General features: G+C 64.3%; 22 protein-coding genes, 1 tRNA gene and 1 pseudogene. 12 read left to right on the top strand and 12 right to left on the bottom strand.

Translation table 11 applies throughout. The annotated features are described in order from the left end of the window. The first annotated feature begins 317 nt into the window (after window positions 1–317). On the top strand, window positions 318–584 hold the full coding sequence (locus tag ACSKB9_RS05705; RefSeq protein WP_057020768.1) for a hypothetical protein: 267 nt from the start codon (window positions 318–320) through the stop codon (window positions 582–584). Between the two features lie 41 nt (window positions 585–625). On the opposite strand, the gene ACSKB9_RS05700 is transcribed toward ACSKB9_RS05705, so the two are convergent. The 4 genes from ACSKB9_RS05700 to ACSKB9_RS05685 form a co-directional block, all read right to left on the bottom strand. Beyond that, the gene (locus ACSKB9_RS05700) at window positions 626–1,390 is read right to left on the bottom strand and encodes a sulfite exporter TauE/SafE family protein (protein WP_438071957.1); all 765 of its coding nucleotides are present in this window, start codon (window positions 1,388–1,390) and stop codon (window positions 626–628) included. Between the two features lie 72 nt (window positions 1,391–1,462). After that, window positions 1,463–2,185, bottom strand: a complete 723-nt coding sequence (locus ACSKB9_RS05695; protein WP_438071956.1) for a helix-turn-helix domain-containing protein — start codon at window positions 2,183–2,185, stop codon at window positions 1,463–1,465. 68 nt (window positions 2,186–2,253) lie between these two features. After that, complete coding sequence (locus ACSKB9_RS05690; RefSeq protein WP_438071955.1) at window positions 2,254–3,516, bottom strand: MFS transporter; 1,263 nt, start codon at window positions 3,514–3,516, stop codon at window positions 2,254–2,256. Continuing rightward, window positions 3,513–4,019 carry a PaaI family thioesterase gene (locus ACSKB9_RS05685; protein WP_438071954.1) on the bottom strand — a complete coding sequence of 169 codons (507 nt, stop codon included), beginning with the start codon at window positions 4,017–4,019 and terminating at the stop codon, window positions 3,513–3,515. The genes ACSKB9_RS05690 and ACSKB9_RS05685 overlap by 4 nt, the downstream gene beginning before the upstream one ends. Before the next feature lie 186 nt (window positions 4,020–4,205). Between ACSKB9_RS05685 and gcvA the strand changes: the two genes are divergently transcribed. Then, window positions 4,206–5,105 (top strand): transcriptional regulator GcvA, encoded by a 900-nt coding sequence (gcvA, locus tag ACSKB9_RS05680; protein ID WP_438071953.1) that lies wholly within the window; start codon window positions 4,206–4,208, stop codon window positions 5,103–5,105. 214 nt (window positions 5,106–5,319) lie between these two features. Here gcvA and ACSKB9_RS05675 read toward each other — a convergent pair whose 3' ends face one another. After that, window positions 5,320–6,108 carry an AraC family transcriptional regulator gene (locus tag ACSKB9_RS05675; RefSeq protein WP_253623796.1) on the bottom strand — a complete coding sequence of 263 codons (789 nt, stop codon included), beginning with the start codon at window positions 6,106–6,108 and terminating at the stop codon, window positions 5,320–5,322. Between the two features lie 96 nt (window positions 6,109–6,204). Here ACSKB9_RS05675 and ACSKB9_RS05670 point away from each other — a divergent pair, with 96 nt between their 5' ends. Then, complete coding sequence (locus tag ACSKB9_RS05670; RefSeq protein ID WP_438071952.1) at window positions 6,205–7,113, top strand: DMT family transporter; 909 nt, start codon at window positions 6,205–6,207, stop codon at window positions 7,111–7,113. 423 nt (window positions 7,114–7,536) lie between these two features. Here the strand turns inward: ACSKB9_RS05670 and ACSKB9_RS05665 are convergent, their stop codons facing one another. The 3 genes from ACSKB9_RS05665 to ACSKB9_RS05655 form a co-directional block, all read right to left on the bottom strand. Continuing rightward, on the bottom strand, window positions 7,537–7,818 hold the full coding sequence (locus tag ACSKB9_RS05665; protein ID WP_438071951.1) for a hypothetical protein: 282 nt from the start codon (window positions 7,816–7,818) through the stop codon (window positions 7,537–7,539). Between the two features lie 158 nt (window positions 7,819–7,976). Next, window positions 7,977–8,651 carry a hypothetical protein gene (locus ACSKB9_RS05660; RefSeq protein WP_438071950.1) on the bottom strand — a complete coding sequence of 225 codons (675 nt, stop codon included), beginning with the start codon at window positions 8,649–8,651 and terminating at the stop codon, window positions 7,977–7,979. Window positions 8,652–8,933: 282 nt separating this feature from the next. Next, complete coding sequence (locus tag ACSKB9_RS05655) at window positions 8,934–9,314, bottom strand: hypothetical protein (protein WP_438071949.1); 381 nt, start codon at window positions 9,312–9,314, stop codon at window positions 8,934–8,936. Between the two features lie 386 nt (window positions 9,315–9,700). Here ACSKB9_RS05655 and ACSKB9_RS05650 point away from each other — a divergent pair, with 386 nt between their 5' ends. Continuing rightward, window positions 9,701–10,009 carry a hypothetical protein gene (locus ACSKB9_RS05650; protein ID WP_157340985.1) on the top strand — a complete coding sequence of 103 codons (309 nt, stop codon included), beginning with the start codon at window positions 9,701–9,703 and terminating at the stop codon, window positions 10,007–10,009. A gap of 241 nt (window positions 10,010–10,250) precedes the next feature. Here ACSKB9_RS05650 and ACSKB9_RS05645 read toward each other — a convergent pair. Beyond that, window positions 10,251–10,342, bottom strand: a tRNA-Ser gene (locus tag ACSKB9_RS05645). 239 nt (window positions 10,343–10,581) lie between these two features. Continuing rightward, window positions 10,582–13,071: a transglycosylase SLT domain-containing protein gene (locus ACSKB9_RS05640; protein ID WP_438071948.1), complete on the bottom strand. Its 2,490-nt coding sequence runs from the start codon at window positions 13,069–13,071 to the stop codon at window positions 10,582–10,584. A gap of 328 nt (window positions 13,072–13,399) precedes the next feature. Here ACSKB9_RS05640 and dapA point away from each other — a divergent pair, with 328 nt between their 5' ends. Genes dapA through ACSKB9_RS05620 form a run of 4 tightly spaced genes read left to right on the top strand, consistent with a single transcriptional unit; the run spans window position 13,400 to window position 15,872 of the window. Then, window positions 13,400–14,290: a 4-hydroxy-tetrahydrodipicolinate synthase gene (dapA, locus tag ACSKB9_RS05635; RefSeq protein WP_076834417.1), complete on the top strand. Its 891-nt coding sequence runs from the start codon at window positions 13,400–13,402 to the stop codon at window positions 14,288–14,290. Between the two features lie 59 nt (window positions 14,291–14,349). Beyond that, window positions 14,350–14,766, top strand: a complete 417-nt coding sequence (mscL, locus tag ACSKB9_RS05630) for a large conductance mechanosensitive channel protein MscL (protein WP_057020874.1) — start codon at window positions 14,350–14,352, stop codon at window positions 14,764–14,766. A gap of 1 nt (window position 14,767) precedes the next feature. After that, window positions 14,768–15,241, top strand: a complete 474-nt coding sequence (smpB, locus tag ACSKB9_RS05625) for an SsrA-binding protein SmpB (protein ID WP_229159708.1) — start codon at window positions 14,768–14,770, stop codon at window positions 15,239–15,241. Window positions 15,242–15,290: 49 nt separating this feature from the next. Next, entirely contained in the window at window positions 15,291–15,872 is a 582-nt protein-coding gene (locus tag ACSKB9_RS05620; protein ID WP_438071947.1) for a peroxiredoxin, read from the top strand. A 180-nt stretch (window positions 15,873–16,052) separates the two neighbouring features. Here the strand turns inward: ACSKB9_RS05620 and ACSKB9_RS05615 are convergent, their stop codons facing one another. Both ACSKB9_RS05615 and ACSKB9_RS05610 read right to left on the bottom strand, forming a co-directional pair. After that, the gene (locus tag ACSKB9_RS05615; RefSeq protein ID WP_438071946.1) at window positions 16,053–16,712 is read right to left on the bottom strand and encodes a uracil-DNA glycosylase; all 660 of its coding nucleotides are present in this window, start codon (window positions 16,710–16,712) and stop codon (window positions 16,053–16,055) included. Beyond that, window positions 16,693–17,325, bottom strand: coding sequence for a LabA-like NYN domain-containing protein (locus ACSKB9_RS05610; protein ID WP_016844002.1), 633 nt, complete (start codon window positions 17,323–17,325; stop codon window positions 16,693–16,695). Before ACSKB9_RS05610 ends, ACSKB9_RS05615 begins: the two co-directional genes overlap by 20 nt. 361 nt (window positions 17,326–17,686) lie before the next feature. Between ACSKB9_RS05610 and rpoZ the strand changes: the two are divergent. From rpoZ to acpS, 4 genes and pseudogenes are all read left to right on the top strand, one after another. Next, window positions 17,687–18,080, top strand: a pseudogene (rpoZ, locus tag ACSKB9_RS05605) (DNA-directed RNA polymerase subunit omega). Window positions 18,081–18,290: 210 nt separating this feature from the next. Then, window positions 18,291–20,582, top strand: coding sequence for a RelA/SpoT family protein (locus ACSKB9_RS05600; protein WP_026192848.1), 2,292 nt, complete (start codon window positions 18,291–18,293; stop codon window positions 20,580–20,582). A gap of 181 nt (window positions 20,583–20,763) precedes the next feature. Beyond that, entirely contained in the window at window positions 20,764–21,534 is a 771-nt protein-coding gene (locus ACSKB9_RS05595) for a pyridoxine 5'-phosphate synthase (RefSeq protein ID WP_438071945.1), read from the top strand. Continuing rightward, window positions 21,531–21,947: a holo-ACP synthase gene (gene acpS, locus ACSKB9_RS05590; protein WP_021078359.1), complete on the top strand. Its 417-nt coding sequence runs from the start codon at window positions 21,531–21,533 to the stop codon at window positions 21,945–21,947. The genes ACSKB9_RS05595 and acpS overlap by 4 nt, the downstream gene beginning before the upstream one ends. The last annotated feature ends 118 nt before the right edge of the window (window positions 21,948–22,065 follow it).

Here is a 22,065-nt window from a genome sequence, read left to right as displayed (position 1 = left end):
GTTATCGTTGTCCCAAACACCAGGGTAAACCGGCGTTCACGAATGCAAGGAAGTGCCTGCGGCACAGGCACTTCTGCGAATTCTTGGAGGCGCCCTCGGCGGTGCCGATTTACATCCCGTTCATCGCGATACTTAAACCGCTCTTCAAATTTGATGGGCCATGATCATCCCAACAAGCTGGCAAACGGCACGCGGTGATCCCGAGGATCAGCGCGGGGCATGATCAAGAGATCAGCCCGGGAATGACAGGGTAGTTTTAACAGTGGACGGGGGCCGCGCTCGGGGGAGGGCGGCCAACAACGAAAAGGGGAATGAGAATGTTTCAGGGGGTCATCGATCAGGAAAGCGCTGTCCCGGTTGCCGCAACGGCGATCCAGGACGTGCTGTTCGAACGTGGCATGTATTGGGCGAGCGGCCGCTCCGGCGTGGTCAACCTCGTCGCGGCGCACAAATGGTTCAACCTGGCGGCGCTCAAGGGACGTACTGACGCGATCGCGCACCGCCGCGAAGTCGCCGAGCAGATGTCCGATGTCGAGATCGCGGTCGCCCAGCGTGAAGCCCGCGCCTGGATGACGACGCACTAAGCCAACCGATATCGATGGGAGCCTCGGCTCCCTCGCTCCACCTAGAACCAGTATCGCGCCGCGTAGACCACTGTCATCAGCGCTCCGGCCACGATAACGAACTGCCGGACGGTGTGGCCGGGAAGGATCCGGATCAGGAAGCCTCCGGCATAGCCGCCGATCATGGCGCCGAGCAGCATCGCCAAGGTCTCTGGCCACCGCACCGCTCCCTGCAAGATAAAGATCAATGTGGCAGCGAGCGACACGCAGGTCGCGAGCAGGTTCTTCAACGCCTTGATCGCCCTGATGTCGTTGGGCTCGGTGATCGACAGCTCCGCGGTCAGGATGACGCCGAGACCGGCGCCGAAGAAGCCTCCATAGATGCACGCCAGCCCCAGCCCAGCACCGCTCGCGCCGGTCGAGGGCAAGGCCGCGGCCTTGTGGCGCCCGACGGTCCATCCCTGGATCTGCGGGGCGAAGCCGAACAGCAGCGTTGCGAATGCAATCAAGGCCGGTACCGGCAGCAGGAACAGCCGCTCGGGAAGCAGCAACAGCACGCCGGCGCCGACCGCGCCGCCCACCGTGGCGATCACGACGTAGCTGATCGTGCGCCGCGTCGGCGGCGGCAGCTTGCCGCGATCGGCGAGCGCGGCGATCAAATGCCCCGGCGAGATCGCCACCGCATTCGACGCGTTGGCGATGACGGCCGGCAGGCCCGCCGCGAGCATCGCCGGAAAGGTGATGAGCGTCGCGCCGCCCGCCAGTGCATTGATGATCCCTCCGGCGACCCCGGCCGCCAGCAGCAGAAGACCTGTCTGGGTATCCATCCTTCACCCTCTTCAGGGTGAGCAGGCTAGCGGGCGATGCGCCAATCGGTCTGGAACGTCTGTGACGTCACTTCAGCCGCGCCGGTAGACGCCCGGCGTCGTGCCAAAGGTGCGGCGGAACAGCCGGGTGAGGTGGCTCTGGTCGGAAAAGCCCGCATCGACCGCGACTGCTGCAATCGGCTCGCCGGCGCGCAGCAATTGCCGGGCAAGATTGAGGCGGGCCAGCAGGCGGAAGGTATGCGGTGGGATGCCGAGCTCGCGGCTGACCATGCGACTGAACCCTTCGCGGCTTCGCCCGAAGCCGGCGGCAATCGCGCCGATCGGCGCCACGCTCTCGGTCAGCGCAATGTCGAGCTTCGTCCTGTCGGTGCACCCGGCGGGGTGGGACGGCGCGCACGACAGGATGTCGTCGGCGATCTCGCTGACGTGCTCAGGCGAGATCTCGCCGACGTTCCGCCAATGCTGCCCGAAGCGGATGATCCGCACCGATGAGCAGACGCGGCCGGCAGGAACGTAGGCGTTCAGGCAGATCGTTTCCTCGTCCGACATCGTCATCGGCGCATGCAGCATTCCCGCCGGAATCAGCGCGGCATGGCCGGCAGGCACGGTGACGGTCGCGCCGCCGATGCGAAAGGCGCGCGACCCCGACAGCACCAGCACGATCTGGCCCTCGTCATGGAAGTGCGGCTTGAGGCCAAGCGAGCCGTCGCCGCGCCACGATGCCAGCTCGACGATGTCTTCCCTGTCGGCTCGCTGATAAGTCCAGGCATTGGTCATGACGAAGCGCGTGATCACAGAGGCTCGAAACGATGGGGCGGTGATCTCCGAGCCTAGCACGGGGGTCACCGACCGTCATGAGGGCCTCACGCCTGCGCAACCGAGGCGATCGGCGAGGCCGTTCGCATGGTCGCCATTGCGATGAGGGCGGCGACGAGGTTGGCGGCTGCACTGATCGCCACCGGAATGAAGTAGCTGTGGCTGATGTCGTAGGCGAAGCCGGCGGCGCTCGGGCCCAGCAGCGTGCCAACGGCGACGCTGGTGTAGAGGATGCCGATGATGCCGCCGACATTGCGGCCGCCGAAATGGTCGGTGACGACAGCGGGCAGGATCGCGACCCAGCCGCCATAGAACAGGCCGAACAGCAGCGCGAAGACCGTGAGCGACCAGAAGGTGCCGGCGATCGCCCAGATCGCCAGCGAGACGGCCATGCCGAGATACATCGCGACCAGGAATGCATCGCGGCCGACGCGGTCGGCGATGCCGCCGAGGAAGAACCGGCCGGCCGTGCTGCCGACCCCGATCATCCCGAGCAGCAGTACGGCCAGCGTCGGCGCCACCTGATGATCGACCGCAAACGGCACGAGGTGCACGAAGGGCACGAAGACGCCGAACGCGCTGATCAGGCAGGCGGCATAGAGCCCGGTGAAGCGCGCGCTCCGTACCGCAGCGCGGATCGCAACACCCTGACGGAGCGGCGCGCCCGAAACCGTCTCAAGCGGATCGCCGTCCGGTCCGGTGCCGTAGCGGCGCGGATCGTCCGCGACCAGCAGCGATGCACCGATCCCGGCGACGGCGGCGACAACGCCCAGCACGACATAGGCATCGCGCCAGCCGAGGCTCGTGATCAGCCAGGTCGCGAGCGGCGGCATCACCAGCGTGCCGACCCCGATCCCGCTGACCGCGAGGCCCGACGCAAAACCGCGCCGCCTGACGAACCAGCGCTGCACGGCGCCCAAGGTCGGCACGTAGGCGCAGCCGACGCCGGCGCCGATCCCGATGCTGTAGGCGGCGTAGACCTGGAGGATGGTCTGCGCCTGTCCCGCCAGCACCATGCCGAGACCGACCAGCGCCATTCCGAGGCCAGCGAGCCTGCGCGCGCCCCAGCGATCGGCAAGCGGACCGGAGATCATCCCCAGGCCGAAATACAGGAAGCCAGCGAAGGAGAACACCAGCGACACCGAGCCCCGCGAGGCGCCGAACTCCCGCTGCAGGGACTCGACGAAGGACGAGAATGTGTAGGCGCTGCCGAAGCCGATCAATGTGACGACGAAGGCTGCTGCGACGACGTACCAGCCGTAGAACGGCTTGGCTCGTTGATAACCGGCGTGCATGACGGCATTCCTCATGATCGTTCTCCCTGTGCCGCATGACCACCGGCCTTGCTCGGCGGGTAGAGCAGCATCTGCGTGCAGCGAAACAGCGCGATGGTCTTGCCGGTCGCCTCGCTGCAAATATCGGCGTCCCACACCTGGGTGGTGCGCCCGGCGTGAACGAGGCGCGCCTCACAGCTCATGCCGCCTTCGCGCGCGGCGCCGATGAAGTTGGTCTTCAACTCTCCGGTGGCGAAGCCGATGGCGCCGTCCGGCAACGACGCGAGGCAGCCGAACCCGCATGCGGTATCGGCCAATGCGACGATGCTTGCGCCGTGCAGCAGCCCGTGCGGCGAGAAGTGTTTTGCGGCAATCTCGAAGCGGCCGCGGATGTGGCCGCGTCCGGCTTCGAGCCATTGAAAGTCCAGCAGGCCGGGCAGACTGCCGGCTTGCGACGCGTTGATGCGCTCGACGAGCGGGCCTGTCTGGCCGCCTGCAGCGATCTCGCGGAGGGCGAGCTTGCTTGCGACCTCAGTCATGGCTTGGCTCCATCAAGAAAACGGAGCCGTCGGGAGCGACAAAGAAGGTTAGAAAATCTAAGTTCCATGGTTCGATTTTCTCTGCGTTGACGCGGCTTTCAGCGTCGGATTAAGCTGATATGGCGCCCCGAACGCCGAGTTGGCAAACCAGATTTGCTGGGCATTTGAGATTAGAAAATCTAAATCATGGAAAGCAGGCTTCCACCGCTGAACGCGCTCAAGGCGTTCGAATCCGCCGCCCGCCATCTCTCGGTGAAGCTAGCAGCCGAGGAGCTATGCGTGACGCCGGGCGCGGTCAGCCAGATGCTCAAGACGCTCGAAGCCGATCTCGGCGTGAAGCTGTTCGAGCGGGTGCCGCGCGGCGTCTATCTCACCGACGCCGGCCGCGACTATCTGCCGTCGATCCGCAACGCCTTTCGCCAGATCGCGGATGCGTCGCGCCGCGTCGCGGCATCCGTCGATGTCGGTACGCTGACGGTGAGCGTCACGCCATTCTTTGCGTCGGCCTGGTTGGTACCCCGCATGGCCTCGTTCCAGGGCGCGCATCCCGAGATCGATCTGCAGATCGTCACCAGCAACACAGTGGTCGATTTCTCTCGCAGCGGCGTTGACGTCGCGGTGCGACACGGTCTTGGCCGCTATCCGGGGCTGCGCAGCGACCGCGTCGTCACCGTGGAGATGGTGGCGGTCGCATCGCCGTCGCTGGTTGAGCGACTTGGCCGGCCGGCATCTCCGGGCGAACTCGCGGGCTGGCCGCAGGTGCATGACGCCGATCGCAAGGGGTGGAGCCTGTGGTTTCAGGCCAACGGCATCGCGGAGGTTCGCACGCCGCGCGGACCCTCGTTCGATGACAGCGGCCTTCTGCTGAAGGCCGTGCTGACGGGGCAGGGCGCGGGCCTGCTGCCGGCCGCGATGGTCGCAAATGAGATCGCGAGCGGCGAACTGGTCCAGCTGCTCGAGACCGCGCATCTGGAGGAGTTCGCCTACTATCTCGTCTGTCCCGACAACCGGCAGTCGCTTCCGAAGATCGCGGCGTTCAGGGAATGGATCCTGGGACCGGAGGCTCAGTCGGCGGCGGAGCACTAAAGCGCGACGAGATTATGTCAGGTCGAGCAACGGACTCTGCTTCACCTCGCCCCGTGTGCGGGGAGAGGTCGGATCGCATGGAGCGAAGCGCAATGTGATCCGGGTGAGGGGGAATCTCCACAAGTCTAACTCGAAGTTGTTTTGCGGATGCAGCCCCTCACCCAACCCTCTCCCCGTAAGAACGGGGAGAGGGAGCACAGCGGCAGTGGACGGCTCACCGATAGAACGCGTTGGGCGGCACGCCAAAATGCTTGCGGAACATCGCGGTGAAGGCGCTCTGGCTGGCATAGCCGGCATCGAGCGCGACATCGACCACCCGGGCGCCGCGCGCGAGGCGTTCGAGCGCGAACAGCAGGCGGGCCTGCTGACGCCATTCGCCGAACGTCATGCCGGTTTCCCTGGCGAACAGACGATGGATGGTCTTCGACGTCAGCTTCAGCCGGCGCGCCCATTGCTCCGCCGTGGAGCCATCGTTCGGGTGGGCCACCAGCGCGGCGCAGATCCGCGCGAGCCTTTCGTCGCGCGGCATCGGCAGGTGCAGCGGCAGCACATCGACTTCGCGCAGCTGGTCGAGCAGCACGCGCATCAGGCGCTCGTCGGAGGTCGCGGGCGCATAGTCCAGCGGGACGCGCATCGCGGCGACGAACAATTCGCGCAGCAGCGGCGAGACCGCGAACACGCAGCTGGCCCGCGGCAGATTGGGAGCCGCGTCGGCGTCCACGAACACGGTGCGGATCTTGACCGCGCCGCACATCCGGACCTCGTGCGCGAGATCGGCCACGAGCCACACCGCCCGGTTGGGCGGCACCACCCAGGTGCCTTCAGCGCAGCGCACGACCATCACGCCTTCGATCGCATAGAGCAGCTGGCCGCGCGGATGCGCGTGCAGGCCGGTCGACGCGCCGCTCGGATAGTCGATCTCCATCGCCGCCATCGGCCGCGCCGTGGCGTGATAGTCGAGGTGCCGTGTGGTCAGCTCGTCCAACACGTCTTCATCTCGCATGTCCCAATCTCACTAGGTGAGGTCAGTCTAGCGTGAGACGGACTTCGGCGCGACAGGTAGTTGCTGGTGCGTCCTCCACCAACAAGCTGCCGGGTCATGTTCAAGTCAAAAGCTGCACTTCTCTATCCCTTCGTTGCCATCGTGCTGTGGGCGGGCAACGTCATCGTCTCTCGCCTCTCGGCGCACACGATCGGTCCGCAGGCGATCACCTTCTATCGCCTGCTGGTCGCGGTGCTGTTGATGTCTCCGTTCGTGGCGCGCGGCGCCTGGCGCAATCGCCGTGCGATCTGGCCGCATCTCGGTCCACTCGCGATCCTCGGCTTCCTTGCGATGTGCCTGTTCCAGAGCCTGTCGTATCTGGCGGCCGAAACCACCACCGCGACCAACATGGCTGTCTTCACCGCGCTGACGCCGCTGTTGACGGTCGCCCTCAGTGCCGCGCTGCTCGGCGAACCGCCGACGCTTGGCATGATCTGCGGCGCGCCGCTTTCGTTCGCGGGCCTCGTCTATCTCGTCGGCGGCGGCGACTTGTCGTCGCTGTTGCAGAACGGCGTGCATGCGGGCGACGCGCTGATGCTGCTGGCCGCGATCGTCTATGCGCTGTACGGCGTGCTGCTGAAGCGCTGGAATCTGCCGATCACTGGATGGCAATCCACCTACATGCAGGCGCTGTGCGCGCTGGCCGTGATGCTTCCCGCGTTCCTCGCGACGCCGGCGCCGCTGCGTCAGGTCAACGCCGAGACTTTGCCGCTGATCGTGTATGCCGGTGCGCTCGCGTCGGTGGTGCTGCCGTTCCTCTGGATTCGCGGCGTCGCGCAGCTCGGCCCGAACCGCTGCGCGATCTTCATGAATCTCTTGCCGGTGCTGACCGCTGTGGCCGCGATCGTGATGCTGGGCGAGCCGGTCAGGCCATTCCACGTCATCGGCGGCGGCCTCGCGCTGCTCGGCGTCGCCTGCGCGCAAGCCTTGCCGCGGCCGCTGAAGACCGCGATCGGTGCGCGATAACGAAGTGACGGATCGCCGATCTCGCTGTTTTGATCGCATGTGAGAAGCGAGGGCAGAATACAGCGCTACGCTCGGCGATCACCTGTTCGGTGAAACGGAGTGATCGCGATGCTTGTTGCCTTGCGTCTATGCTTGCCTATTTCCTTGGCCTTGGCGTTGCCGCTTGTGATGCTGTGGAGCTCGGTTGCCGGCGCCGCAACGGCGCATCACCGTCGCGTGCGACAGCACCTCATCATCCGTCCAAGTGAACAGGTCGTCCCTCCGGACCGGTACGTATATCCGGGCTTTGGCCCGATCCCGCCCGGCGAGAACCGAAACCTCGATCCATCCACCCGCGGCAGCGGCTGACGTCGTCACCGCCGCACTGATGCTTCATCGCATCGATCGCTCTGCCCGCGTGCAAGGAGCTGGTCAAGGACCGAGCTATGCTGCGTCGGTCACCATCTTGTGCTGAGATCTCTCGGCGACACGCTTTTCGAGCGTGGCAATCGTTCCCTTGAGATTGGCGTGCCGCTCATTGAGCGACCTTGCCAAAATCGGATACCTCGCGTCCGATCGGTCATAAATTCCCACGCGCGCTTCTTCGGTCGCGATGTCGGCTTCGATCTGCTGGCAGGCCAGCACGAGATCGGACAGCATCTTGCTGACCGTCGACTCGCGTCCGCCACGTCCGCCAGCTGTCTCAAAACGATGATGCATGTTCATTTGCGTGCTCCGAATGTCTGAGTTCGGCACACCGAGAACAGCTGGCGCCGAACTATTCACGGATACATCGCAAGTTCCCTGCCAGTTGGGGGTCCGTAGGAATACTGTCGGGGCGGTGCGGCGTATGTCGCCGGGCGGCGACAGTCTGATGGCTCGGACTATTCTCGCCGCCACGCCGGAACGCAAGCACCTAGCGTGACGCGCTTGTAGTCTCGCGCGGCGTCCTGATTTCCGGCCTGTTCGGCAAACCTGACCGCTGCTTCCATGTCTTGAGCGGCGGACGCGCTGTCGCAGAATTGGCTGCGAATGTCAGCCCGGTATCGATATGCCCTATAGTTCATCGGGTTGTACTGAAGCGCAACGTTGTAGCTATTTTGCTCCTCGGTGGCGCCTCGGCGTGCTTCATCCGACTGACTGCCGAAATTGGTTTGGCGATTGAGCGCCTGGAGTGTCCCGAGCTCCGTGTAACGCAGAGACATCGCGCCGAGGCTGGCAGGAAGTGCGTCACCCGACGAAGAAGGTTGCCTCGCCGAGGTGCGTTCAATTTCGATCTTCTTGTACTTGATGGCGTTGCCGTAGTCCCGCAAGCCTTGGAAGGTGCTCGATATTTCGCCGGTGATCGACGCAAGATAAGCAGTCGAGAGGCGTCGATCGCTCAGCAGGTTGAGGCACGCCCGAATCTTTGCCTGCGCAGGCAAGACATCGCGACATTCCTTGTCAACCACACGCCACTCGTCCCGCGAATGCGGTGTCGGCGGCGTCTGCGCAGCAGGCAGCACCAGAACCAGCGCGAAACAGATCGCTAACCTGAGACCGCGACTTGGGCCATCCATCTATTCTTCGCCTTCAGCTCGATCTCGACCGGCCGGCGGATTCTTCGTGCGGGCGCCGTGATCAGTTGATGCCAAATAATCAAGCCGAGGGAAAGCTGACGCGGTTCATGGATGGACCTAAAAGTGGGGCCGTTCGTGACTGGGAAAGACCGAACGGCCCCAGCCGGCCCGTAGTGCCAAAATGGAAGAAATAGGCCGGCGCTCCAGCTACGGAGTCGCCGGACAGATGGTTTCACCAGTGCCAATTGACGTCGCTACCGTACGTCCCGATGCGGCTGTTTGCTATGAACGGGCAGGGTCGGCTTGACGACAGGTCGTCAGGACAAACGCGGCCTTGCTGCATTGCCACTCGCTGCCAAGCGCAGCGCTCGAGACCGGCCGCGGGGCAGCAGCGATCGCCAGCACAACAACCATGCAAGCCAGCGAAGTCGCGACCACGAGCCTGCCTGCCTTGGATGAGAAGCGCTGCCGTAACCAGGGACCCAAGTCGGCGGATCGGCGAAGCTGGGCGTTACGCAGAACCTGGTCGGTATCCTGGAATTGGATGCCACTGTCTTGCTGCATGGCTTTACCCCGGAAATGTTCAGGTGAAATAAACAATGCGGGGATGGTGGGCGCGGTTTGTTGCGTGCTCGCTTCGCGGCGCCGGGAATGATGTTTCATTCACGCGGAGGTGACAACCGGCCCAGGCCAGGGGCCGATGCCGGCATTTCTCTCCGATGACCCCTTAGGACCACCGCTCATTGGTCGCTGGCCCGTTCGATAGGCCGCTTCCGGATCGTCTGCCCGGCTGGGCAACCGACTGGATCTGATCGAATCCCCAAAAAGTACGCCGCCGGTCTCAAAATACACGCCCGGCGGCGTTTCCTTCCTGAACTGGGACACTGAAATCCCCAGCACGGTCAAAAGTGCAGACACTATGCCATCGCGTTCGCGCCGGGGCGGCTAAGTACCCGTGCCGCGTCGCTGGATTGCTTGACCTAGATCAAACCCAACTACCGAGAAACAGCCTCGGATGCGCGCCCCTGTAATTTCCAATGGAGGGTAGCATGGCAGTAGTCGTGCAGTATGTGGTCAAGCCAAATCCAGGCGGTGACCTCGCAGGAATACTCGAACTGGCAAAGGAGAGTGCCGGGCTTTGGCGCAAGCACGGTGGCAAACCAAGGTTCTGGTCTGTCGCCGTCGGTGAAGCCGGCAATTTCGTTTTCTCAGTAAATTTCGAGACGTTTTCGGCTTATGGCGCGGCGGTTGACAAGCTAAACGCCGATCCAGCTTTCCAGACCTGGCAAGCGAAGAGATTGAAAGCGGGCTTGACCACCCTTGTTCGCGCGAACATGGCGATCGAGATTGAACTTTAAGGGAGCGCTGCCCAGCATGCCAAACGTACGCCGCCGGGCTCGAAATGGCATTGTCCCGGCGGCGCCTGTTTATCCAGCCTTGGTCATATTTGCAGTAACGGTCGAACGGATCGCCGTCTCAAGTTTCGGAAAATCGGCGCGATTCTGAGAGATGAATTTGACCGTGCTCTCGCACGAGGCCGTCACCCATGTCTTAGGTACGACCTGTTACCCATGGCACCGGGCTGGACATTTGGTTGGCTGGCGGAGAGGAGGGATTCGAACCCTCGATACAGCTTGAGACCGTATGACGCTTTAGCAAAGCGTTGCCTTCAGCCACTCGGCCACCTCTCCAATGGCGCCGATATGCCCGAGTGGGCGCTGAGCCGCAAGCGGCAGATTCAGATTGCGCCAAGGTGATTTGAGGGCAGCTCGGCCGCCGGCCGTCCCCAAGCCCTTATATACCGCGCCGATCGGCTCGTATCGGAGTGCGCGGATGCTTAAAATGCAAGATATAACAATAGATTAGTGAGATTTTTGGTCGAGGCTGGAAGCGGCGGTCGCCCAGCCTGTTGAAAACCGGCAGCGGCGGCTCATTCCACGCTGGCGCCGCGGCGCAAATCGGCCTCGATCTGCAATTTGGTGCCGCCGCCGAACCGGGCGCGATAGACCTGCAGGTTTTCCATGATCCGCTGGACGTAGTTCCGCGTCTCCGAGAACGGAATCGGCTCGACCCAGTCGACCGCGTCGACCTTGGGATCGCGCGGATCGCCATAGCGCTCGATCCACTTCCGCACGCTGCCGCGGCCGGCATTGTAGGCCGCGAAGGTCAGAATGTAGGAGCCGCGATAGTCCTCGAGCAGGCCGCCGAGCTCGGCGGCGCCGAGCATCGCGTTGTAGACCGGGTCGGTCTTCATCCGGTTGAGGTCGAAGCCGATGCCGGCGCGCTTGCAGACGTAGCGTCCGGCGTCCGGCGTCACCTGCATCAGGCCGTAGGCCTGGGCCGGCGACACCACTGCAGGATTGAACGCGCTCTCCTGGCGCGCGATCGCGTAGACAACGCTCTGCTCGACCTCCGGCCCGACCTGGCGGAACGACGGAATGCCGTTCACCGGATAGGCGTAGTGGTCGAACGGCAGTCCGCGGTTGAGCGCGGCCTTGCCCATCAGCAGCATGCCGCGGGCATCGCCGTGGCGCGCGGTGAGCTCGCCGAGGCCGGCAAGGGCCTCCGGATCGCCATTGTCGCCCATGTCGCCGAAGATCGGGATCGCGAGCTCGCGCGCGTCGATTTCGTAGAGCAGCGCTACCGCGCGCACGATCTCCAGCCGGTCGGCGCCGCGGCCGCGCGGCGCGCTATTCAGCTCGATCTGCGGCAGGCCGAGCTTGGCGCGCGCGAGCTGGCCGTAATAACTGGTGGACTGCTCAGCAGCGCGTCCGTAGGCGGCGCGCGCCTCCTGGCCGCGGCCGGCGGCCTCGGCGGCGCGGCCCTGCCAATAGCCGGCACGCGCCAGCGCGGTTGGGTTGGCGCTGCCGACGCCGATCCGCGCGAAATGCTGGGCGGCGAGGGCGGGATCGTTGAGGAAGCGCAGCGCTATCCAGCCCGAAGTGAATTCCTGCTCGGTCTTGTAGATATCGCGGGCCGGCAGCGCCGCGTCGCGCGCGATCAGATAGGCGGTGCGAAACTCGTTGGTGTCGATCATCTTGCGCGCCAGCAGCCGGCGCTCGATCCACCATTCGTCGACATTGTAGAGGCGGGAAGCTTCCTTCGGTGCGCTCAGCATCAGCCGCGCGGCTTCGGAGAATTTCTCCTCGCGGCGGAGCAACTGGATCCTGGCGAACAAGTAGCCGGTGTCGCCGGAGAGTTCGCTCGGCACGGCTTCCAGCAGCGCGCGCAGGTTCGAACCCTTGCGGGTGGCGGCGATGCGTGCCTTCGCGAGCGCCACGTAGCCGGAGCCAAGGCGTTTGGCTTCGCGCATGCCGGCGGCCTCGTTGTCGGTGCCGTACAGCATGGTGTCCATGCGTGCCTTGTGATCGCCGGCAGTCAGGAAGGAGCCGAACAATTCGAGCGCGGTGTTTTCGGTGTCCTCGCTCATCCCGTCGTTGCGCCAGGCCTCGCGGACCAGGCGCTCGGCATTGCCGCGGTCGCCGCGTCCGATCATGACCTTGGCGAGTGCCAGCCGGCCCTTGGCCGAGACCGGCGATTCATTCTGGAACCAGGCCCAGACCGCGGAGTCGTCGCGGCGGTCGTCCCACAACGAGGCCTCGATGCGGCGACGCAGGAAGGTCTGCGACGGCCAGCTCGGATTGGCGTCGAGGAAGGCGCGGTAGCGCTCGACCGAGGCGCCGTTGTCCTCGCTGCGCAGGATCAGCCATTCGGCAAGCTTGCGCGCGACCGGATCGGAGATCGACGCCTCGGCCTCGGTGGCGTCCGCCGGCCTGCGCTTGCGCAGCAGCTCGACGACGCTTGCAAGCGCTTCCTTGTCCGACTGCGACGTCGAGGATGTCGCGGCCACGGCCGCAGGCAGCACCGGCTTGCGCGCGATCGGCGCGGCATGCTGGCGGGTTGCCGGAACCAGTGCGGGCGCGGGCACCGACCTGTTCGATACAGTTCCCGTTGCAACCGGAGCGGCGGGCTTGGCCGCGGTGGTCTTGGATGTGTTGGTCTTGGACGTGGTGCCCTTGGATTCCGTGGGCTTCGGAGCCGTTGCCTTGTGAGCTTCGGTCTTGGCAGGAGCGGCCTTGGCTCCGTCCGTCTTGACCGCGCCGGACATGGACGACGTTGCCTTGTGAGTGTCAGTCTTTCCAGCGCTGGTCTTGGCAGCGTCAGTCTTGGCCGCGTCAGTCTTGGCGGCGCCGGGTTTGGTTACCGCTGGCTTTGACGCCGCCGCCTTCGGAGCCGTGGACTTCGGCGCGATCTTGGAGGCGGCGCCCTTGGAAGCCGCGTCTTGGGCAGCCGGCTTCGCGGTTGGAGCATCCTCGGCGGCCCAGGCATCTGCCGTGATGGCGGCAAGGCCGACAACGAGCGCCAGGCTCGTCGCTAGCGCCGTCGACCGCAATGTGCCTGCACGAACGGAACGGATCACAGAAGTCCTCTGCGGCCCCGAATCATCTGGTCGTTTGGGCCATGGGTTCTTATTTGATTGAAAACGTACACAAAATACTAAGAAGCCTGCCGGTGCGGCTGTTTGCGCCAGCACAACGGCAAAATCGCGGCCGGAAACGATTTCGCGCGCCGCAGATTACCGTTGGGAATAGGTACGGTACGGCCCTTTCGCCTGTCCGCCAGACCCGATATGAATTGCGTTTCATGGCGTTTCGCAACAACCGGGTGCCGGTCGCACGGACGTGAAGCGCGCCAACAACAAAGGTCCGTCGACCTAGCCTTTAGCCTGAAGCGTTTGGAGGAAGTCCATGGCAGCCAAGACAAAATTCCGGGGATCATTCACTGCCTTGGTGACGCCCTTCAAAAACGGCTCGGTGGACGAAGCCGCCTTCCGCGGCCTTGTGAACTGGCAGATCGCCGAGGGCACCCACGGCCTGGTGCCGGTCGGCACCACCGGCGAGAGCCCGACGCTGAGCCATGACGAGCACAAGCGGGTGGTCGAGTGGTGCATCGAGGAGGCCAAGGGCCGGGTGCCCGTGATCGCCGGTGCCGGCTCGAATTCGACCAAGGAGGCGATCGAGCTCGCCGAGCACGCCGAGAAGGCCGGCGCCACCGCGGTGCTGGTCGTGACGCCGTACTACAACAAGCCGACCCAGGAAGGCATGTATCAGCACTTCAAGGCGATCAACGATGCGATCGGCATCCCGATCATCATCTACAACATCCCGCCGCGCTCGGTGATCGACATGTCGGTCGACACCATGAAGCGGCTGTTCGAGCTGAAGAACATCGCCGGCGTCAAGGACGCCACCGCGAGCATGGTGCGGGTCTCGCAGCAGCGCGCCGCGATGGGCGAGGATTTCAACCAGCTCTCCGGCGAGGACGCCACCATCATCGGCTACATGGCCCATGGCGGCCATGGCTGCATCTCGGTGACCTCGAACGTCGCGCCGCGGCTGTGCTCGGAGTTCCAGACCGCCTGGCAGAAGGGCGACGTCACCACGGCACTGAAGATCCATGACAAGCTGATGCCGCTGCACACCAACCTGTTCATCGAGAGCAATCCGGCGCCGGTGAAGTACGCGATGTCGCTGCTCGGCAAGCTCGACGAGAAGCTGCGCCTGCCGATGGTGCCGGTCACCGAAGCGACCCGCCAGGCGGTCCGCAGCGCCATGGTGCATGCCGGCCTGATCAACTGAGCCGGACCGTACCGCCCGTGAACAATGCCGTGCGCAATGTCGAGCAGAAGGGGATGGGTATGCTGAAGGAATTCCGCGAATTCGCGATGAAGGGCAATGTCGTCGACCTCGCCGTCGCCGTCATCATCGGTGCAGCCTTCGGCGCGATCGTCACCTCGCTGGTCGGCGACATCATCATGCCGATCATCGGCGCGATTACGGGCGGACTCGACTTCTCCAACTATTTCACCGGGCTTTCCAAGGCCGTGAACGCGACCAACCTCGCCGACGCCAAGAAGCAGGGCGCGGTGCTGGCCTGGGGCAGCTTCCTGACGCTGACGCTCAATTTCCTGATCGTCGCCTTCGTGCTGTTCATGGTCGTCCGCTTCATGAATCAGTTCAAACGCAAGGATGAGGCCAAGCCCGCCGAACCGCCGAAGCCGTCCGACGAAGTCGTGCTGCTGACGGAAATCCGCGACCTCCTCAAGAAGAGCTAAAGTGGCCGAGAAGAACGAACGCCCGATCAAGGTTGTTGCCGAAAACCGAAAGGCCCGCTTCAACTACGCAATCGAGGACACGATCGAGGCCGGCATTTCGCTGACCGGCACCGAGGTGAAATCAATCCGCAACGGCAAGAGCACGATCGCGGAATCCTATGCGGATTCCAAGAACGGCGAGATCTGGCTGATCAACGCCAATATTCCTGAATATCTGCAGGCCAACCGCTTCAACCACGAGCCGAAGCGGCCGCGGAAGCTGCTGCTGCATCGCAAGCAGATCAACAAGCTGCTCGGCGCGGTCGACCGCGAGGGCATGACGCTCATTCCGCTGAAGCTGTACTTCAACGAGCGCGGCCGTGCCAAACTGCTGCTTGCGGTCGCCAAGGGCAAGAAGCTGCACGACAAGCGCGAGACCGTGAAGAAGCGTGACTGGGGCCGCGAGAAGGGCCGCCTGATGCGAGCGCGGGGATAGCACGGTGCGGAACGGCGTCATTGCGATGACGGCGGATGGAGAGGGTCCGATGAGCCAAAGCAGCCTCACTGACGTCGACTGGAGCAAGATCCCGGCGCCGACGGATGACGGCGGTGCGGCGCACCTCGTCGGCATGACGATCCCGCCGGTCAGGCTGCGCGCCACCGACGACACCGCGGTGGCGCTGTCGGCGCTCAAGGGCCGCACCGTGGTGTTCGCCTATCCGCGAACCGGCGAGCCCGGCAAGATCGGGCTGGTCGACGATTGGGACATGATCCCGGGCGCCCGCGGCTGTACCCCGCAGACCTGCGCGTTCCGCGACCTGTTCGCCGAGTTGAAGGCGGCCGGCGCCGCCCAGGTGTTCGGGCTGTCGACGCAAAGCAATGCGTACCAGACCGAGATGGCGTCGCGCCTGCATCTGCCGTTTCCGGTGCTGTCCGACGAAGCGCTGGAACTCACGCGCACGTTGAAGTTGCCGACGATGTCGGTGGCGGGCCTGACGCTGATCAAGCGGCTCGCCCTTGTGATCGACGATGCGCGCATCAGCCACGCGTTCTATCCGGTGTTCCCGCCCGACCGGAACGCCGGAGACGTGCTGGAATGGCTGAAGGCCAATCCGCGGACGGACTAGCTAGACTAGAGCAATACGAAGTTATGGGGCCGTCGCAGGTCGCGCTGCCAGAATATCGAAAACAACCCCATGCAAAGGAGCCGGCGGCGGCCGGCGTTCGCCCAGGCAGCTTGACACGTCGGGCAATTCAGGGATATATTTCTAATATTCCGAAATGGTGCGGGCGCCTCCTCGCATGTGCTAGCCGAGTTCCTTGCGCACGGTCGCGAACACCTTGCGGAACATATCGGTCGTCAACACGCCGGTGTTCGTGTTGTAGCGCGAGCAGTGGTAGCTGTCGTAGAGCTTGAATTTGCCCGCGCTATGCACGGCACCGTGCACAAAGGGCGCGGCCGCCAAGCGAACATCCAATGCCTTGAGAGTCGATTCGTGCGCGATTCGCCCAAGCAGCACGATCGCGCGCAGCTTCGGCATCGTGGCGATGGTGGCGCGGAGGAATTGCCGGCAGGTGTTGATCTCGGCCGGCAGCGGCTTGTTCTGCGGCGGCACGCAGCGCACCGCGTTGCTGATCCGGGCGTCGACCAGCTTCAGGCCGTCGTCCGGCCGCGCCTGATAGACGCCGCTGGCAAAACCATATTCGAGCAAGGTCGCGTAGAGCAGATCACCGGCGTAGTCGCCGGTGAAGGGACGGCCGGTGCGGTTGGCGCCCTGCATGCCCGGCGCGAGGCCCACGATCAACAACCGCGCATTCGGATCGCCGAACAATTCCACCGGCGAGTTGAACCAGTCCGGATGCAGCGCGCGCGCCTGCGCGCGGAAGTCGGCCAGCCTGACACAAAGCTGACAGTTGCTGTCGGGGCGCGTAGCAGCAGCGACGAGATTACTCGTCGAAATCGTCATCGGCTCCCCGTGGGGCCATGGTGGTCGCGCGCTGCAGGAATTGCGGGGAGTGGTGACGCGGTTCGCGCGGGGCCGGGCGTTCAGACGGATCACGGCCGAGCTTGGATTGCAGCTCGACAAGGTCGGTGAAGACGTCGGCCTGGCGGCGCAGCTCGTCGGCGATCATCGGCGGCTGGCTGGCGATGGTGGAGATGACCGTGACCCGAACGCCGCGGCGCTGCACGGCCTCCACCAGCGAGCGGAAGTCGCCATCGCCGGAAAACAGAATCATCTGGTCGATGTGCTCGGCGAGTTCCATGGCATCGACGGCAAGCTCGATGTCCATGTTGCCCTTCACCTTGCGGCGGCCGCTGGCGTCGATGAATTCCTTGGTCGCCTTGGTGACGACGGTGTAGCCGTTGTAATCGAGCCAGTCGATCAACGGGCGGATCGACGAATACTCCTGATCCTCGATGATCGCCGTGTAGTAGAACGCACGGAGCAACGTGCCGCGACTCTGGAACTCCTTGAGGAGGCGCTTGTAGTCGATGTCGAAGCCCAGCGTCTTCGCGGTGGCGTAAAGATTCGCTCCGTCGATGAAGAGCGCGATCTTGTTGGAAACAGGTGACGACATCAAAGTGTTCTCGCGTGGTTGTTAGTGTTCTTAGCGCGGCGGTGATCAACCGCGCGCAATTTCCGGCGTTGCTGCCTAAAGTTCTGTAAATCTTTCCCCACGACAGTCACCACCGCAATTATGGTGAGGCGAGGGCAAAAAGCCTAGACCCTTGACATTGCAATGAAGAGATTTACTCGCCTGGGACAGCAACCTGGCCATGTCGTCAGACGCTCCGGCCCTTCTGGCCCCCGTCAGACCGGGTTATCAGAGCCTGTTCGGAAGGCAAATCACAAATTTTACCTTGCGAAACGGGGGCTAGGCCTATAACTAACCCTCATAACCTACATGTTCGATCCCTTTTACCACGGAGCGCCTTGAGATGGCTCGCGTCACCGTCGAAGATTGCATTGACAAGGTCGACAATCGTTTCGACCTCGTCCTGTTGGCCGCGCATCGCGCCCGGATGATCTCGTCGGGGTCGCAACTCACGGTTGATCGCGACAATGACAAGAATCCGGTCGTCTCGCTGCGCGAGATTGCCGAATTCGACGATCTCGCCGGAAGACCTGAAAGAGGAACTCGTGCACTCCCTGCAGAAGTTCGTCGAGGTCGACGAGCCCGAGCCCGACACCGTGCCGCTGATCGGTTCCGCCGGTGCTAGCGTCGACGCCGACGACACCGAGGTGGCGGTCGAGCGGATGACCGAGGAAGAGCTGCTGAAGGGCCTCGAGGGACTGGCGCCCCCGGAGGAGCAGCCCGAGGAAGACGAGTAAGCTCGCCGTCGTTTCGAACAGATTTGCCGAAGGCCCGGACATTGCTCCGGGCCTTTGCTTTTGTTGACAATTTTGCTGTTACGGTGCGTCCTATGCGGACGCGGGAAATTGAATGGTTCCAGGGCCCGCGCGGGGTGCTGCTTCATTGGAAAGCGCACTAGATTGAGGAAAGGTGGGACGTTCCGGTCCCGCGCGAGAGGCAGCGAGTTCATGGCGTATCGACGCCGCAGTTCCATCCAGATGCAGGCTGCAACCGAAACGGTCGCGGTTGCGCCGACGTCGTCCACGGCGGAGAGGCCGGCCAAGCCGCGGACGCGAATGATGCGACAATATGACCTCGTCGAGCGCGTCCGCTCCTACAACCCCGACACCAACGAAGACCTGCTCAACCGCGCCTATGTCTACGCCATGAAGGCGCACGGCACGCAGACCCGTGCCTCCGGCGATCCCTATTTCTCGCATCCGCTCGAGGTCGCCGCGATCCTCACCAACCTCAAGCTCGACGACGCCACGATCGTGGCGGCGCTGCTGCACGACACGATCGAGGATACCGAGGCGACGCGGGCCGAGATCGACAATGTGTTCGGCCACGAGATCGGCGCGCTGGTCGAAGGCCTGACCAAGCTGAAGCGGCTGGAACTGGTGTCGCGCGAGGCCAAGCAGGCCGAGAATTTGCGCAAGCTGCTGCTTGCGATCGCCGACGACGTCCGCGTGCTGCTGATCAAGCTCGCCGACCGGCTGCACAACATGCGCACGCTGGAATTCGTGCCGCCGGCCTCGCGCCGGCGCATCGCCGAGGAGACGCTGGATATCTATGCGCCGCTGGCCGGCCGCATGGGTATGCACGAGATGCGCGAGGAGCTCGAGGACCTGTCGTTCTTCGTGCTCGATCCCGAGGCCTATGCGGTGGTCAAGCAGCGGCTCGATTCACTGGCCGAGCGCAACCGCAATTTGATCGGCGAGATCGAAACCCAGCTCTCCAAGAATTTGCAGAAGAACGGCATCACCGCGCGGGTGTTCGGCCGCCGCAAGCAGCCGTTTTCGATCTGGACCAAGATGGAGCGCAAGTCGGTCGGCTTCGAGCAGCTGTCCGATATCTACGGCTTCCGCATCATCCTCGACGATGTCGGGGCCTGCTACCGCGCGCTCGGCATCGTCCACACCACCTGGCCGGTGGTGCCGGGCCGCTTCAAGGACTACATCTCGACCCCGAAGCAGAACGACTACCGCTCGATCCACACCACGGTGATCGGGCCGGGCAAGCAGCGCGTCGAGCTGCAGATCCGCACCGAGGACATGAACCAGATCGCCGAGTTCGGTATCGCCGCGCACGCCTTCTACAAGGAGGGCGCGGGCTCGCCGCACGAGCGGCTGAAGCACGAGTCCAACGCCTTCGCCTGGCTGCGCCACACCATCGGCATCCTCTCGGAAAGCGCCAATCCGGAAGAATTCCTCGAGCACACCAAGCTCGAGCTGTTCCACGACCAGGTGTTCTGCTTCACGCCGAAGGGCAAGTTGATCGCGCTGCCGCGCAACGCCAACGTGATCGATTTCGCCTATGCCGTGCACACCGGTGTCGGCAACAGCGCGGTCGGCTGCAAGATCAACGGCAAGTTCGCGCCGCTGTCCTCCGAGCTGCAGAACGGCGACGAGGTCGAGGTGCTGACCTCGAAGGCGCAGTCGGCGCCGCCGTCGGCCTGGGAGGCGCTCGCCCGCACCGGCAAGGCGCGGGCCGCGATCCGCCGTGCCACCCGCGACGCGGTGCGCGACCAATATGCCGGCCTCGGCCGCCGCATCGTCGACCGCCTGTTTGCCCGCGCCAAGATCGAATACGCCGACGACAAGCTGAAGGGCGCATTGCCGCGGCTCGCGCGCAGCTCGATTGAGGACGTGATGGCCTCGGTCGGGCGCGGCGAGATCAAGGCCTCCGACGTCGCGCGCGCGATGTATCCCGATTACAAGGAAGAGCGGCTGGTGCGCTACGGCGCCAAGAAGGGCCTCGCCGCCAAGCTGAAGACGCAGAACCCGCCGCATCCGGCGCGCGCCACCTCGGTGATCCCGGTGCGCGGCATCAACTCCGACCTGCCGGTGAAGTTCGCGCCGAACGGCGGTGCGGTGCCGGGCGACCGGATCGTCGGCATCGTCACGCCGGGCGAGGGGATCACGATCTATCCGATCCAGTCGCCCGCGCTGAAGGATTTCGAGGAGGAGCCGGAGCGCTGGCTCGACGTGCGCTGGGATATCGACGAGACCATGCCGCAGCGCTTCCCGGCCCGCATCCTGGTCCACAATGTCAACGAGCCCGGCAGCCTCGCCCAGATCGCGACCGTGATCGCCGAGCACGACGGCAATATCGACAACATCCACATGTCGCGCCAATCGCCTGACTTCACGGAGCTGACCATCGATCTTGAGGTCTATGACCTCAAGCATCTCAGCGCTATCATCGCCCAGTTGCGCGCCAAGGCCGTCGTCGCTCGGGTCGAGCGCGTCAATGGTTAGGGTTCCGCCTGTCATCGGCCCTCATGGTGAGGAGGCGCGTCAGCGCCGTCTCCGGACGATGCTTCCGCATCGCTCGGGAACCATGCGGCCCGAGACGGGGGCCACATCCTTCGAGACGCGGCGCAGACGCCGCTCCTTAGGATGAAGTGATGGTTCAACTGGTTTGTCAGAGAGTGATTTGATGTCGTCTCCGCCGCTGCGTCTCGGTATCAATGTTGATCACGTCGCCACCCTGCGCAACGCGCGGGGCGGAGCGCGGCCCGATCCGGTGCGGCTGGCGCTTGCCGCGATCGCGGCCGGCGCCGACGGCATCACCGCGCATTTGCGCGAGGATCGCCGCCACATCCGCGATGAGGACATGGCGCGGCTCAAGGCCGAGATCTCCAAGCCGCTGAACTTCGAGATGGCGGCGACCGACGACATGCTGCGGATCTCGCTCGCCACCAAGCCGCACGCGGTTTGCCTGGTGCCGGAACGGCGCCAGGAACTCACCACCGAAGGCGGCCTCGATGTCGTCGGCCAGCACAACGCGCTGGCGCCGTTCATCGCGCGGCTCAATGACGCCGGCATCCGCGTCTCGCTGTTCATTGCCGCCGATCCCAGGCAGATCGAGATGGCGGCGAAGCTGAAGGCGCCGGTGATCGAGATCCACACCGGTGGCTGGTGCGACGCCGTGGTCGACGGCCACCAGGACAAGGCGGAGGCCGAATGGAAGCGCATCAGCGCCGGCGCCAAGCTCGCGCAGGCGGCCGGGCTCGAGGTCCATGCCGGCCACGGGCTCGACTATGACACCGCGGAGACGATTTCTGCGCTGCCCGAAATCCGGGAGTTGAACATCGGTTATTTCATGATGGGCGAGGCGTTGTTCGTCGGCATCGCCGGGACGGTGCGTGAGATGCGTGCGGCGATGGACCGCGGCCGCGCCAGGGCGCAGGGTGGCGTCAGCGCATGATCATCGGCATCGGCTCCGACCTGATCGACATCACCCGGGTGGCTAAGGTGATCGAGCGCCATGGCGAGCGATTCCTCGATCGCATCTTCACCGACGCCGAGCGCGCCAAGGCGATGCGCCGCGCCAACAACGAGAAGATGGTGGTCGCAACCTACGCCAAGCGCTTTGCCGCCAAGGAAGCCTGCTCCAAGGCGCTCGGCACCGGTATCCGGCGCGGGGTGTGGTGGAAGGACATGGGCGTCGTGAACCTGCCGGGCGGGCGGCCGTCGATGCGGCTGACCGGCGGGGCGCTGGCCCGGCTGCAGGAACTGACGCCCGAGGGCATGCAGGCGCAGATCGACCTTTCGATCACCGACGATTGGCCGTTGGCCCAGGCCTTCGTCATAATTTCGGCGGTTGCGCCCGCCAGATGAGGCCGCGGCGCCGGATTCTGCCGGAAAACTTCAGCAAACTAAAAAATCATTGATATTTCAATGAATTGCGAAGTTTTGAGGCGACGATTGATTGCGCCCCTGCGAACAACCGTCTAAA

The organism is Bradyrhizobium sp. BR 1433 (assembly GCF_051547665.1).
GTDB lineage: Bacteria > Pseudomonadota > Alphaproteobacteria > Rhizobiales > Xanthobacteraceae > Bradyrhizobium > Bradyrhizobium australafricanum.
This window is presented reverse-complemented; position numbering and strand designations above follow the sequence as displayed.